Annotated in this window: 11 protein-coding genes, 1 tRNA gene and 1 pseudogene; 12 read left to right on the forward strand and 1 reads right to left on the reverse strand. The window is 44.0% G+C overall.

What is annotated here, in order from left to right:
- The first annotated feature begins 177 nt into the window (after positions 1 to 177).
- The 7 genes from ACGHM3_RS14720 to ACGHM3_RS14750 all read left to right on the forward strand — a co-directional run bounded on the left by ACGHM3_RS14720 (position 178) and on the right by ACGHM3_RS14750 (position 4,051).
- Positions 178 to 264, forward strand: a tRNA-Leu gene (locus ACGHM3_RS14720).
- Between the two features lie 527 nt (positions 265 to 791).
- On the forward strand, positions 792 to 1,829 hold the full coding sequence (locus ACGHM3_RS14725; RefSeq protein ID WP_345422657.1) for a hypothetical protein: 1,038 nt from the start codon (positions 792 to 794) through the stop codon (positions 1,827 to 1,829).
- Complete coding sequence (locus ACGHM3_RS14730) at positions 1,826 to 2,197, forward strand: hypothetical protein (protein WP_345422660.1); 372 nt, start codon at positions 1,826 to 1,828, stop codon at positions 2,195 to 2,197. The genes ACGHM3_RS14725 and ACGHM3_RS14730 overlap by 4 nt, the downstream gene beginning before the upstream one ends.
- 30 nt (positions 2,198 to 2,227) lie before the next feature.
- Positions 2,228 to 2,497, forward strand: coding sequence for a DUF1488 domain-containing protein (locus ACGHM3_RS14735; protein ID WP_345422663.1), 270 nt, complete (start codon positions 2,228 to 2,230; stop codon positions 2,495 to 2,497).
- A 475-nt stretch (positions 2,498 to 2,972) separates the two neighbouring features.
- Positions 2,973 to 3,161 carry an IS3 family transposase gene (locus tag ACGHM3_RS14740; protein ID WP_390517147.1) on the forward strand — a complete coding sequence of 63 codons (189 nt, stop codon included), beginning with the start codon at positions 2,973 to 2,975 and terminating at the stop codon, positions 3,159 to 3,161.
- A gap of 45 nt (positions 3,162 to 3,206) precedes the next feature.
- Entirely contained in the window at positions 3,207 to 3,575 is a 369-nt protein-coding gene (locus ACGHM3_RS14745; protein WP_345422666.1) for a DUF2513 domain-containing protein, read from the forward strand.
- 128 nt (positions 3,576 to 3,703) lie between these two features.
- Positions 3,704 to 4,051 carry a hypothetical protein gene (locus tag ACGHM3_RS14750; RefSeq protein ID WP_345422670.1) on the forward strand — a complete coding sequence of 116 codons (348 nt, stop codon included), beginning with the start codon at positions 3,704 to 3,706 and terminating at the stop codon, positions 4,049 to 4,051.
- 1,498 nt (positions 4,052 to 5,549) lie between these two features.
- Here ACGHM3_RS14750 and ACGHM3_RS14755 read toward each other — a convergent pair.
- Positions 5,550 to 6,533 carry a transposase gene (locus ACGHM3_RS14755; protein WP_345422673.1) on the reverse strand — a complete coding sequence of 328 codons (984 nt, stop codon included), beginning with the start codon at positions 6,531 to 6,533 and terminating at the stop codon, positions 5,550 to 5,552.
- Positions 6,534 to 6,934: 401 nt separating this feature from the next.
- On the opposite strand from ACGHM3_RS14755, the gene ACGHM3_RS14760 reads away from it, so the two are divergent.
- The 5 genes and pseudogenes from ACGHM3_RS14760 (at position 6,935) to ACGHM3_RS14780 (ending at position 13,814) form a co-directional block, all read left to right on the forward strand.
- Positions 6,935 to 8,464 carry a hypothetical protein gene (locus tag ACGHM3_RS14760; RefSeq protein WP_345422676.1) on the forward strand — a complete coding sequence of 510 codons (1,530 nt, stop codon included), beginning with the start codon at positions 6,935 to 6,937 and terminating at the stop codon, positions 8,462 to 8,464.
- 651 nt (positions 8,465 to 9,115) lie between these two features.
- Positions 9,116 to 10,297, forward strand: coding sequence for a lactonase family protein (locus ACGHM3_RS14765; protein ID WP_345422679.1), 1,182 nt, complete (start codon positions 9,116 to 9,118; stop codon positions 10,295 to 10,297).
- A 471-nt stretch (positions 10,298 to 10,768) separates the two neighbouring features.
- Positions 10,769 to 11,920, forward strand: a pseudogene (locus ACGHM3_RS14770) (IS4 family transposase).
- A 285-nt stretch (positions 11,921 to 12,205) separates the two neighbouring features.
- Positions 12,206 to 12,877, forward strand: coding sequence for a 2Fe-2S iron-sulfur cluster-binding protein (locus tag ACGHM3_RS14775; protein WP_345422682.1), 672 nt, complete (start codon positions 12,206 to 12,208; stop codon positions 12,875 to 12,877).
- Positions 12,864 to 13,814: a xanthine dehydrogenase family protein subunit M gene (locus ACGHM3_RS14780; RefSeq protein ID WP_345422685.1), complete on the forward strand. Its 951-nt coding sequence runs from the start codon at positions 12,864 to 12,866 to the stop codon at positions 13,812 to 13,814. Before ACGHM3_RS14775 ends, ACGHM3_RS14780 begins: the two co-directional genes overlap by 14 nt.

Here is a 13,814-nt window from a genome sequence, read left to right on the forward strand (position 1 = left end):
CCTACTATATTTCAATCACTTAGCTGAAATTCTAACCAGCCAATTGCCCTTAAAGCCCTCATAGGCCAGGCGCCCAAACGAACGTGTTGACAAACACCTATCAGACGCCTATTATCGCCGCCCTGTCGAGCTTACCGGCTCACAGATACAATTCGGATGATGTAAATCCACCGACATGCCCAGGTGGTGAAATTGGTAGACACGCTAGCTTCAGGTGCTAGTGGCCTTACGGCCGTGGAGGTTCAAGTCCTCTCCTGGGCACCATCTTACTCCCCTATCGAATAAACTCATTCTCAGCCTGCTGCTACGGACTACGTTGAGTCAAGAGGACTAATCCAGCTAACGCTCTTAATTTAGCGCTGCGCGCGGCTATGTTGTTATCGTTCGAGCATGCTCGAACCCTCTCCTGGGCACCATCTTACTCACCTATCAAAAAGTAAATTCTGCAATCAGAAAGTCCGTACTCAGTTGAGTCAAGAGGGCTCTACTCAGTTATCGGAAACATGACTCTGTTACCCTAAAGCAATAAGGCATTGAACTTTCAGTCAACAACCGCTACGTTGTTGATATTTGGTAAACGACGACAGCTGTCGTTGAAAAAGTCGCACCTAGGGATGTAGGTCAGAGACAGGAAGTAGGGATAGATAACATATTAACTAGCCTAGTAAAGCCTTGATTTTCCAGGTTAAGAAACATCAACCTAGCCAAGAATATATCAAAGCTGAAGCCGTCAACTGTCATATATTTAAATTGTTAGATTAAGGTGTGCGGCGATATTTAAGGAGATAAAAATGCGAATTGCTGTACTTGGTTCGATTGAAACCGGCAGTGAAAAAGTCGAGGAGTTTAAGTCTGCCTGCAAAGATATTGGGAATGAATTATCTAAACGTGGTTATAAAGTCATTGTTTGTTCGGAAAATCAGCATACGGCTGATCCCCATATTGTCGATGGTATTAATAATGACAATAACAATAGGACCAAAGTAGAGATTATTAGATCGGAAGAAGAGAATAACACCGCACCTTTTTACGAAAAAAGAGAAGAATTCGAGAATATAGAATTCACCTTTTCTAGGTGCGCAGGAGGGTGGAAGACAACGCATTTAAAAGCAATTATTAATAGTGATATTCTACTTACAATTGGAGGAAAAGACAGCGTTTGGGTTGCTGCCAATTCAGCACGCTTGCTTAATAAACCTGTCATTTCTATTCCTTGCTTCGATGGCACGTCGAGGAAAATCTGGGAAAAACTCAATGACGAATATAGAAGAACGGGTATTGACGAGGGGGTTTTAGGTCAAATTAGAGAGCCTTGGGGAAATGGCTCTGAAGATAGCCTTGAAAAACTGATTGCGTCAGTTTTTAAAAGCAATAAAGCAGAGCTCGCATCTTCGAAAATAATTACATATTTAACAACATTCTGCTTATCTTTGATATTTATAGTTGGATGGGTAATATTGTTTTCAATTGAAAATCTAGCGCCAGGTCGAATATCGGTAATGACAATGGTTGTCATTTGTTCGATGATGGGTGTTATGCTTAGGGGGATAACTTCAGATAGGTATTCTCATAATTGGAACGAATTTTGGGCACGATTAATACCAGATGCAATAAAAGGGGTTTTAATTGGATTTGTGCTAGCTTTGGTGCATCTGTTTTCCGAGCTAACTATAAATGGATCGATAAGCGATTTGTCAGATAAAAGTTCGTTTATACGTATTTCACTATCCATATCGCTTATTGCCATTCTGGCTGGTTTTGCGTTAGACAAATCACTTGATAAGATTGAAAAGCTCGCAGAAGAAAAAATTGGTGGCCTAGGGAAATGAAGGTGTTTTTAAGCTATACAATTCGAGATGGACTGATAAACAAAAATTTATTACAGCTTTTAGATGGCGAAATATCTAGAGAGTGCGATATCTACATAGACCTTTTACATAACCGATCAGCTACACCTCAGGATGAAGTAATAAAACAGCTGGTTTCATCTGACATGCTTATACAAATTACCACCCCATCAATTGATGATTCTGGTTGGGCCTCATTAGAGGCTAACCTCGCGGCGGAACAAAAAATAAAGACTTGCTTTGTTGAGTACTTTCACTCAAACCCCAATCAACTAATTATTGATTTGGTGCAAATAATAAAATCCAGCAATGCAACGCGGCAGAACGCACTGATATGCTCCTCTGCTTGAGGAGTGATGTGTAATCACTGGGAGAATGCTATGGGAAAGCATATTACGTTTACTGGCAAAAACGCTTGGGATGCAACTACAAACAGTATGGAGTTTCAAGTTAAAATCGACGGCGCGCGAACGCGCTGCCTCATATCCCGGGAGGCCTTGGAAGATCACTTCGGAGCAGATCGCGAAAAAACAGTCGATCAAGCCTTTAACGATAATCGATCCGAAATTGAGCGCGTAGCTACGAATATAATTAACAAAGGCTTAGTTAACGCAAGTGGCGAATATCTTATTAGGTCTAGCAACATCTAAACACATAAAAAGTGAACATACGGACCACTAGATCCGTTCTATCACACTGTTCAGTTTTAGGAGTGAGTATGGTAATAATTTTTTGTCTGAGCCTTATCGCTCCATATCTTATTTTGGTAACAGGGCGAGGAAGTAACTCTGATAAAGTTGGCAATGTATATATGTGGTTTATAGCGAATACTATCGTACTATTTATTGTTATGTGGTTAACCTCATTAATTTCAAAGGGAATATTACCAGCAATTGCAGCTTTGTTTGTTCAGTCCTTTGTCATTTATAAATGCTTGATAGCAACAGGTCGAGTAAAGGGCAACGAATCAAAAACTTAATAAACCGCAGCATATAGTGACATAGTTAATTTGGCCACCTGATTAGAGGAGATATGATCACTTCCTGGATAATGCAGGCGCTATTGCTCAATGAAGGCATACACCCTAGTATAAGTCGCAAAGGTAATTGCTGAGATAATGCTGCCGTGGAACCCTTCTTTGCACGATTCAAGATCGATGCGCTTTATGCTGAAGACGTCACCACGAAGCAGGAAGCGTATAGATGTGTCTTTGATTACATAGAGTGCTTTTACAACAGTCATCGCCGACACAGTGCACGGGGTTACAAAAGCCCTAATGTTTACAACCAAGAATACGCGCAGATGTGCGTCTAAAGCCGTGTCTATTTTTGGTTGGGAAGATCACTGTAAGGAATTGGCATGAAGCGTAATCCGGGTTTAGTCAGAAAAATCCTCATATACCTTGAGGAAAAACCAAATGACGAGATGGTTAAGTCGCTTGAATTTGACGGGTTTAATTCTCATGAAGTTATGTATCACTTTATTTTGATGGACCAAGCAGGACTTACTCGTTGCGAGCATGAAATATCATCAACAACACCGGATAGAGCAATTCGGGCGTATCCCTTTAGTCTCACATGGCAGGAGCACGAATTTTCAGAAGCATCAAGAAACGAAACAGTCTGGAATAAAGCTAAAGAAATAGTTATATCCAAATCCGGCGGACTAACAATTGGCGTTCTCAAAGCTTTGTTGGTCGCAATCACAAAAGAAAGTGTACGCTTGTGAACACAGCTAACATAGCGGTCAAGCGCCCCCCAGTTGCCACGCTCCGTTTTGGGCATGCCTTCGGCATTATCGACCAAAAGCTACGCTCCACAAAAGGGTTCGCTTACTCGCGGTGTTAGGTTTGAATCATGACTACGTACTCGAAAGATATTTTGGCTTTGCATCAACTAGAAAAGGCTATTTCTCTATTCTTCGATGAAGAAGACTATATATGTGCAATAACACTTGCCGGAGCCGCTGAAGATATTTGTAGGGGTATTTTGGAGAGAGAAAGTAAGGAAACTTCTGTTGATAAACTCAAGGCCTGGCTTGAAGAGAAGCATCCGGAAGCTCCAGAATTAAAAAGATTTTATGTCCATGCCAATGAAATACGCAATTCTTTGAAGCATTTTACTGATGCTACTGAATCGAGCGTTGAAATCGACAAGGAAGAGGCCGTTTATTGGCTTAATCGTGCAGTCATGAACTACGACTGATCACATGCAATACTTACTAAGCCTATCATTCAGTACATAGACTGGATGAAGAAGGAGCTTGAGAATCGAAATACTTAAAACACATACAAGCAAAGGCAGCATCATGTCGGCGCTACGCTCCGCCACCCGCTGAGGCGGGACGTTAGTGCCCCAGAGAGATAGGGAGCGTTAATTGTTATTTCTAATTTTTTCTGAGATTTTTGTGTCTCTTTTTGTTGGAGGGGTGCCCTTGGTTATATGGCATACAAATAATCCTGATTCGAGTATCGCTGCCGGACTTGTTTACTTAAATCCTGGTGATCCAATTGTGCTCTATTTAGCATCAATGACGATAGTTAATTTTATCGTTTGGCTAATCAACAGGTATTGGTTTATGCCGTCATACTCACTCCGAGAAAATCTTAATAAGACACACCTAATTACCCATCAAATAGGTTTTAGCATACTAAGTATCTATAGAGCGGTCGCAGGAGCAATCCCGGCAGCATATTTTATTGTGCTCTACAAGACAAAGGATACTAGTGGTGCCATACCAGTTGGCTTGGTGTCATTAGCTCTATTCGCTGGCGCTATATTTATGTGCTGTTTACTAACCAGCCTAGAATCTAGGACCCGCCCAAGATCATGAATGCCCTAATAAATGGTAACATCCGACAGTCAGTACTCCGCGCTTTTTGTGTTACTCATTCCGCGAAAAAAATAACACAAAAATCGCCCCTTACTAGCTGCGGGCACTAACTAGACACCCACGCTAAAAGGCACTAATTAGAAACCATCGATCAAGTACTGACGTGGGTGTCTTATTTAAGAACCCTAAAAATTACATTTATGAATCAAAATCCACAAACAAATTTGAAAACCGGCCCGGTCAAGACTGAAAAACGCCAATTGGAAGATTTATAGACAGACGTGTTTTTTCAACACTATGTTAGACATTTACAAACAGAGCTTTTTTTGATCTACGAGAAGTATTGCCGATTTTGACCTACTCTAGGCACTCTTTGATAACCGAGTAACTCAGCCGCTACTTTTGCCCTTTTGGGCGATCCCGTCAGGCCGCCGGTGTTTTTACCAAAATTGTTCGCAAGTTGCAGCCACAGATCACGGGAAATACCCAGCCGGCTTAATATCGGCGGTAGATCATTTTTTATTAAACTAAACAAATAAGACACCCACGGTAATCAACAAAGAATTTATCGAACAAGCCATCAAATAATAAGACATCAAATAATAAGACACCCACGTTAATCACCAAATAATAAGACACCCACGTTAATCACCAAATAATAAGACACCCACGTTAATCAACAGAGAATTTACCGAACAAGCTGAGCCAAAAGCTACCTTGCCACTCTAAGAATTACATTTATAAATCAAAATCCACAAACAAATTTGAAAACCGGCCCGGTCAAGACTGAAAAACGCCAATTGGAAGATTTATAGACAGACGTGTTTTTCCAACACTAGATTAGATATCTCCAAACAGAGATTTTTTGATTTACGAGAAGTATTGCCTATTCTGACCTACTCTAGGCACTCTTTGATAACCGAGTAACTCAGCCGCTACTTTTGCCTTTTCGGGTGATCCCGTCAGGCCACTGGTATTTTTACCAAAATTATTAGCAAGTTGCAGCCATAGATCATGTGAAATACCCAGCCGGCTTAAAATCGGCGGTAGATCATTTTTTATTAAGCCGCGTTTATCGGATAGAATCGCCCTACCGGTCCAATCCACTAGCGTCAGATAGTCTTTTAATTCAAATGGAACGCCCTCTTCGCCCGCGTTTGTTTGTGAAGAACTCCCTATAAAGGGAGCTAGCGAAGCAGGTTGGGATTGCTGTTTCTGAATAGCGTGAATGCGCCGTTGCAGTGAGGTGTGATCTGAAGTTTCTGGGCTGTCAGCGATCTTTGCTCTGATAGGGTTGAGATCTACGTAGGTCATACAGGCGATGAGCGCTTTTTCATCTAATAATGCTTGGGATGTGAACCTGCCTTCCCAGAAACGGCCCGTACATTTATCTTCGGCATTGGCTTGTCTAGCGATAGGTTCGTTGAGCGCTCGCATAAACCAACTGATATCATGTAACCGTTTACGCCACAGATCTAGCTTGTCTTCCACCACAGCTAACTGTGGTTTTGTTAAGGCTTCGTTATTTAAATATCGATGAGTTAACAATGTCCCCTTAAACAGCTGGTGCCATCTCTCACAAACTTCACGGTTAGACAGGTTTTTGGCTTTCTCAGAGTCTACATTCAGCACCACGTGTAGGTGATTACTCATCACCGCATAAGCATATATATCAATCGTGAAAATATCGGCCAATTGTAGCAACCGATCCTCAACCCACTGACGCCGATGCTCATAGGATTTGCCCGTGTAGTGGTCATCACCGCATAGAAAGGCCCTGCGAACACATCTGGATACGCAGTGGTAATAACGAGTAACATCCAAAGAGACCTGATGTTTACGAGCCTTGGCCATTGTATACATTCCCGATTAATTTTATCTGTATGGATATACAGTTTTATTTATACAGCTTATGGAACCATCGATCAAGCTCTGAAATGGGTGTCTTGTTTAAGAATCAAAATCCACATGCATAAGCTCGGAACTTACAAGGAATCTACAGTCCAGCGCTGAGGTTGATGTCCTACTTGAAGGGCTCTACTTAAAGAACTCAGCACTGAGGTGGGCACTGAGGTGGGTGTCCTACTTAAAGAAAGGGAATTCACTTAACTATCTAGCTTGGCTTTTATTGTCAATACATCGACCAATAAAGCCATTTACTTTGGGCTATTGCCAGATAACATAAGCCTTCCCTGTGATCTAGGCGCGTTAGAGCGTCATAAAAAATAAAAACCATAATAATTTTGGAGAATATCGTGGGCACTCTTAAACCGTTTCTGGCTGTTGCGTTGTTACCCCTAGCAATCTTAACGTTAGTTAACTGTGGCGGTGATGGAGGTGGCTCTAATACCTCCCCCACTCCCGAGCCCGAAGTAGTCACTCGTGAACACGACGATAGAACGTTTACGGTGGCAGAAGAGATCAGCTTTGCACCCCTATCTGAAGAACTCGCCTACCCCCCTTCGCCGCCCACCGATGTCTACTACGGTACCTACCAAGGCTTACAGGGCGAAGCCGTATATGCCTTCGAGGCGCCTCAAGATTGGGATGGCAACGGGTTAATTATGTATACCCACGGGTTTAGGGGCGAAGGTGAGGTGCTGGATGTATCGATACCACCTATCCCATGGCGATTGGCGGTGCTCAGCGCTGGCTATGCCTGGGCGGCGTCCTCGTACTCCGCTAATTTTTATGATGCCAGGGCAGGATTAGAAGATACTAATAAGCTGGCGTTAGAAATTACAGATTACCTGGAAACGGATTGGGGCGTGAGTTTCGATGCACCGAGCCAGTATTTAATCTCTGGGGTTTCAATGGGTGGCCATATTGCAGCGGCTGCGGTCGACAGTGAAAATATCGATACAACGATGTTTCCGGTTCCCTATGCGGGATCAGCACCGTTTTGCCAAGCGGAAGAAAATCAATTTCAATGGCTAGGCGATTACCCACGCGCCATGACGGAAATAGCGGGCTATGGCGATCGAGACTACTCCGAATTCCAAACGCTGCTGGGTGACTATGATGAAAGCGGTTCTGTCATTATCCAAGCCGGCGAAATGCTGGCCGCTTTATTTGAAATCAACGGAAACGGCACGCCTAACTGGGCGAACCCGATCAATGAAAATGGCGAAAACCTGGTAGAAATTGCTAAAAACCTATCCGGTGGCGAGCGCCCAATGTTTGATGAGGGCTTTAACTCCTATTGGAACGACGTATCTCTATCTACCGGTGGCGCAGACGGCACCGTAGCAGGTATTCTGGCTGGCTCAATTTACGACAACCAAGATACCGAATACCGCTGGACTACGGGCGATATCACACTGGCAGAACAAGAGTTTAACGACTCAATTAATCGAGTGTCAGCCAGCGATGGCGTGAATGCGCTGCGTGAAGACGGCGTACGCTGGATTCCCCTCGTAGCAGGTGATTTTGATGTGCCGGTACTCACTATGCACACCCTGGGTGATATGTTTGTGCCATTTGTGCACCAACAACTCTACCAACAAAAAGCCCGGGACAATGGAAACGAGGACTTATTGGTGCAGCGTGCTATTCGCGCTACAGGGCATTGCGCGTTTTCTTTCAGCGAAATTGTAACCGCCATGACCGACTTTTTGACCTGGGTTAACGCAGACATTAAGCCCGCTGGTGACGAAGTGTTAGACGCCGAAGTAGTGGCCAATGAAAACTACGGCTGCACCTTTACCAATACCAGCCCCGACGCCGCTGAAGCACGTGCTGGCTTGCCAGCCTGTAGTACGCAAGAGCAGAAACCAAAAAGGTAAGTACTTAGTACTTGGGTAAGGCCACTAAGCAGTGGCCTTATTTATAGAACTACCACAAAGCCCCCTCTTCCTGGCCACGCTCTTCCTGGCCAATTTCTCACTACGACTTCTGCAAACTAACAGCTACTCGGCATAGGCGTTACAGTTCCGTTAGTACAACCACCCGCAATACGCAACTGATCATTATTTGCACAGAGCAGCAATGCACAAACCCAACAAACAGTTACGACGCTTGAGATTCCAGCTGGCCACTTTCGTCGAGTAATCAATAAAGCATTGAACTTTCAGTCAACAGCCGCTACGTTTGTGATGTTTTGTGTATGACGACATCTGTCGTAGGAAAGACCGCGCCTCGGGAAATGTCAGAAGTACGGTATGGGAATAGATAAGACCTTAGCCAGCCAAAAAGCGTTGATCTGTGGTGGCTCATGAAATTTATCCATTCACTAAGGGGTACCATAAGCCTCGCAAAGTTGAACAGGTACCAGCATGAGTTATCAGCAGCAAGAATTATATTGGTAATTCATAGGGATTGATTAACACCATCGTTTCTGGCCAGGGTAACGCGAGAGACGAAGCCATTGGTGAAAAATCCAAGGCTCTCAAACACCTCAGTGAGAGTTACACCAAAACATAGAAAGAGCAGAAAATATGCCCTATAAAATTGCTAAAGCTATCTACGTAAATCTCTTATCTGGCGTCATAAGTTTACTGTTGATTGTATCATTTAAAGCGAATGCAGAGACAATTTCGGTTTACTTTGGTACTGCAGGTGATTCAGCCGATGGGATCTATTCCGCTAGTTTTGATACTGCTACCGGCTTACTAACGGACATAAATCAAGCACACGCAATAAAAGCTCCGCGATTCTTAACGATTCACCCCAAAAAAAACGTACTGTACGCTGTAGCGAAAATCTCCAACCAACCTGTTGTTGCCGCTTTTTACATGCACAACAATGGCAACATTGAACTCTTAAACTCAGTGCCGATTGGCGATACCGACGGCACCCATATCGCAGTACACCCAACCGGAGCCTTTCTATTAACGGCCCAGTACAATGGTGGAACTGTAGGCGTTTTCCCGCTGGATACTTCAGGCCGTCTGATGCAAAGAAGCCAGCTGATAAAACATGTAGGGGCTGCGATGGTAAATACAGATCGCCAATCGTCACCCCATCCCCACTGGGTAGGTTTCTCACCTGACGGCAAGTATGCGTTTGTGCCCGATTTAGGTTTAGATCAAATCTTAATCTACAAAATCAATATTTCAGAATCAACACTTATTGAGCACGCACGATTAAACACAGCGCCCGGTGCAGGGCCGCGCCACATGCGATTTTCTATTAACGGTAAGTACATCTATGTGTTAAACGAACTTAACTTAACCATTGCTACTTATGTTTACCATCCCGAAAAAGGCTCCGCTGATTTAATTGCGAATACGAACACACTTGATAACGAGGCAAAGGATAAAGAACCGTTTAACTCCGCCTCGGAAATACTTGTGCACCCCTCCGGCAACTATGTCTATTCCGGCAACCGGGGTAACGACTCAGTTTCTGTATTTCGTGCGAATGATCAAAACGGATCCCTAAAGGTCATTGAGGTAGAACCGATTAGAGGGGCGTGGCCGCGAAGCATCGGCATCGACCCTAACGGGCAATGGCTATTCGCCGCTGGCATGCATTCAAATACGGTAGCAATATTTAGCATCAATCAAAATACCGGCGAGCTCTCCTTCCCGAAGGGATCCATTTATTCGGTACCGGAACCTGTTAGTATTGTATTCCATCAAAATGACCTTGCAGAGCAAGAGGATCACCTAAAGTGAGCCGATCACTAAATATCTTTGTAACTGAAAAGGCCGAGCCCCTAGATACATTCCCAAGAAGCCGTTTCAAAGGTAAGCTAAATGTTAATTAGCCCAGCAGTGTTGCGCTTACATGATTAGGACTCACCAACTTGGCTAGGATGAAATGATTAAGCACACCGCCATCACCGTTCACCAGAAGAACAATGTACATAAATAGTCAATCAAGAGCGACAAATAGTACCTTCAGCCATTGGCGAGTCTATGCTACTACGCTGGCACGTCAGCCAGAAGATCTATCTCTCTACCAGCCCGAAAGTCACCTTTATCACGTATGGTCGAACGGGTCACTGGACTAATGGGCGTATAAATCGAGATATAACTAATTTCAGTGCTGTCCCGCTAACTCACAGATAGAAAGGCCTGTAACACGCTGTGATTTATAATTATTTCACCACAAAACACCATAAAAAAAACAGAGTGAAACAGGCCATGAGTCATCATAATACAGTTATCGCCCAAATGCTTAAATTGATTCCCAGACATGAATTTGAAAGTTTGGCAAACCAGCATCATACAGGCCGTTCCTTTCGTAAAGACTCTCGATGGTCTCAGTTTGTGACCATGATGATAGCTCAACTGTCGGGTCGAAATAGCCTGCGAGACATTGTTGATAATATGACCGCTCAAATACATCGTCTGTATCATTTAGGCTCAACCAAATTATCTCGATCAACACTTTTTCGAATCAATGAAGATAAGCCCTATGAGCTCTATGAAGCTCTATTCGGTCGCTTACTTTCACGCTGCCAAGGTGTGGCCCCGGGACACAATTTCCGATTTAAAAACCCGCTGTATTCATTGGATGCAACAACCATCGACTTATGCTTATCCGCATTTCCCTGGGCTGAGTTTCGTGCAGCCAAGGGAGCTATCAAGCTGCATGTTCGGTTGAATCATGAAGGTTATTTGCCCGAGTTTGCGACCATAACGGATGGTAAGGTTCATGACGTCACGGTGGGTAAAACGCTCGCGTTTCCTTCGGGCAGTATAGTCGCTGTCGATAAGGCCTATAATGATTACGCGTGGTATAACCAATCGACAAATAAAGGTATTTTCTTCGTAACTCGATTAAAGAGTAATGCTGCCTGCCGTGTAATTGAGCGCCAACACGTCATTAAATCTAAAGGGATTACTTCTGATCAGATCATTGAATTTACCGGTGCTGTGACGGCAAAGAAATGCCCGATTCAACTTCGTCGAATTGGCTATCGCGATAAAAGTACTGGGAAGCAGTACTTCTTCTTGACCAACCATATGAAAATGGCTGCAAAGACGATTGCAGACCTTTATTAGTCCAGATGGCAAGTAGAAATATTTTTTAAATGGATAAAGCAAAACCTGAAAATCAAATCGTTTGTTGGTACCAGTAAAAACGCGATACTGACTCAAATCTGGATCGCGATGTGTGTTTATTTACTGCTGGCGTTCTTAAAATTCCGGTCTAGATTGGCACAAAGCTTACAGCAAATTATGAGGGTTTTGCAGCTTAACTTGTTTGAAAAACGAGATTTAATGGCGCTGCTCAGGGGTGACCCCGTCAACCCTGAGCCACTGGATAAGTATCAGGCGCAGTTGTTTTGAAAGTTAATGGGACAGCAATGAACTAATTTCTTAAAGTCCTTACTTCACCAGCGTGTAGCCACCTCCAAGGAATAATACACAATCAACACCGTATCACGGTTCAGAGATTAGCCTTAATAAGAAAACAAGCTCTGCCAGCCTGCTACGACTTACCAACAGTACGGTACTTCCTATCTAAATTACGGATGCCTAGGTTTCGATATTGACCAATCGCATTTCCCCTGGTTAATTGAGAGTCTAATGACTCCAATTTAACTCCGATTCTAAATATTGCAGGAGAAACCGATGTCTTCAAAACCACCATCGAATCCTTCGAGACGGGAATTTATTAAATTAACATCAACCGCTGGCGCCGGTGTAGCGGCCACGGTAACTACCCAGCTTCCATCCGCTGCACTGGTAGAAATATCAGTCCCTACTATTCATGAGAAAGCGTTCCACCGAAAAGTAAATCTGACAATCAATGATATAGATTTATCAGTGGAGCTAGACACCCGAACATCCTTGCTGGACTTATTAAGAGAAAAGCTAAAGCTAACGGGTACAAAAAAAGGTTGCGATCACGGTCAGTGCGGTGCATGCACTGTGCTTGTAAACGGCACCCGGATAAATGCTTGCTTGTCTTTGGCGGTTATGCACGAAGGCGATAATATCACCACAGTCGAGGGACTAGGAACACCGGACAATCTTCATGCACTTCAGGATGGCTTCGTCGAACATGATAGTTATCAATGTGGTTACTGCACTTCAGGTCAACTTTGTTCGGCTTTGGGGATGCTTACTGAAGCAACTCAAGGAATGCCAAGCCACATTACGCCAGATCTTCTTATTCCGGTCACGCTGAGCCGTGATGAAATCAAAGAACGAATGAGCGGCAACCTTTGTCGTTGCGGCGCTTATCAGAATATCGTAAATGCAATCGAAGAATATGCGGAGCGCGACCGTGAGACCCTTTAACTTTATTACAGCCGAATCCCGGGAACACGCGTTAAAGCTCGTAGCAGACAACAAAAACGCGAAGTTTATTGGTGGCGGAACGAATTTACTTGATCTGATGAAGCTCGAAATAGAAGCACCAAGCTTACTGATTGATATCTCGAGAACAGACCTAGGCCAGATTGAAAAGGTCGATGACGGACGTATCGCCATCGGAGCATCTGTAACGAACAGCGCCTTAGCTGCCAATATGGATGTCAGGCGGGATTATCCTGTGTTGTCCAGGGCGCTACTGGCAGGAGCCTCCGGCCAGCTACGTAACAAAGCAACGACCGGCGGGAACCTTTTGCAGAGAACCCGATGCCAGTATTTTTACGATACGGCTCAGGCTTGCAACAAAAGATTGCCTGGTAGCGGATGTTCCGCAAAAGGCGGCTTCAGTCGTCAGCTAGCGGTGTTAGATATTGATGATTCGTGTATCGCTTCCTTCCCAAGTGATATGGCGGTAGCGCTTCGGGTGCTTGATGCTGAAATAGAATTAGTCAGCCTGAGCGGTACCAGAATGGTACCAATCGGTGATTTTTACAGTGGCACATCGATGCAACCACATATCGACACGGTTTTAAAACACGATGAACTAATCACGCGAATCATACTTCCCCGACCACTGGGTGGTTCCCATTTCTATGAAAAAGTCCGCGATCGGGCCTCCTATGCGTTTGCTATTGTGTCTGCCGCCATGGTGTTTCAGCCAGATGGGTCTGCGAGAGTCGCCTTTGGCGGTTTAGCTCCCAAGCCGTGGCGCGTGGAGTTCGCAGAGAAGCTGCTTACTACAGATATTGATGAGTATGTTCGTTTGGCATTTTCAGGCGCTAGAGCAACCCATGAGAATCAATTCAAAATTCCGCTTGCGAAGCAAATTTTAAAAACACTCATCAGTAAACACAGGGAGTTATAG

Source organism: Halioxenophilus aromaticivorans, assembly GCF_042850945.1.
GTDB lineage: Bacteria > Pseudomonadota > Gammaproteobacteria > Pseudomonadales > Cellvibrionaceae > Halioxenophilus > Halioxenophilus aromaticivorans.

What these genes read in the sequence shown, in the direction of transcription:
- ACGHM3_RS14725 (WP_345422657.1), top strand. Translation starts at nt 792, where the DNA reads ATGCGAATTGCTGTACTTGGTTCGATTGAAACCGGCAGTGAAAAAGTC.
- ACGHM3_RS14730 (WP_345422660.1), top strand. Translation starts at nt 1,826, where the DNA reads ATGAAGGTGTTTTTAAGCTATACAATTCGAGATGGACTGATAAACAAA.
- ACGHM3_RS14735 (WP_345422663.1), top strand. Translation starts at nt 2,228, where the DNA reads ATGGGAAAGCATATTACGTTTACTGGCAAAAACGCTTGGGATGCAACT.
- ACGHM3_RS14745 (WP_345422666.1), top strand. Translation starts at nt 3,207, where the DNA reads ATGAAGCGTAATCCGGGTTTAGTCAGAAAAATCCTCATATACCTTGAG.
- ACGHM3_RS14750 (WP_345422670.1), top strand. Translation starts at nt 3,704, where the DNA reads ATGACTACGTACTCGAAAGATATTTTGGCTTTGCATCAACTAGAAAAG.
- ACGHM3_RS14755 (WP_345422673.1), bottom strand. Translation starts at nt 6,533, where the DNA reads ATGGCCAAGGCTCGTAAACATCAGGTCTCTTTGGATGTTACTCGTTAT.
- ACGHM3_RS14765 (WP_345422679.1), top strand. Translation starts at nt 9,116, where the DNA reads ATGCCCTATAAAATTGCTAAAGCTATCTACGTAAATCTCTTATCTGGC.
- ACGHM3_RS14775 (WP_345422682.1), top strand. Translation starts at nt 12,206, where the DNA reads ATGTCTTCAAAACCACCATCGAATCCTTCGAGACGGGAATTTATTAAA.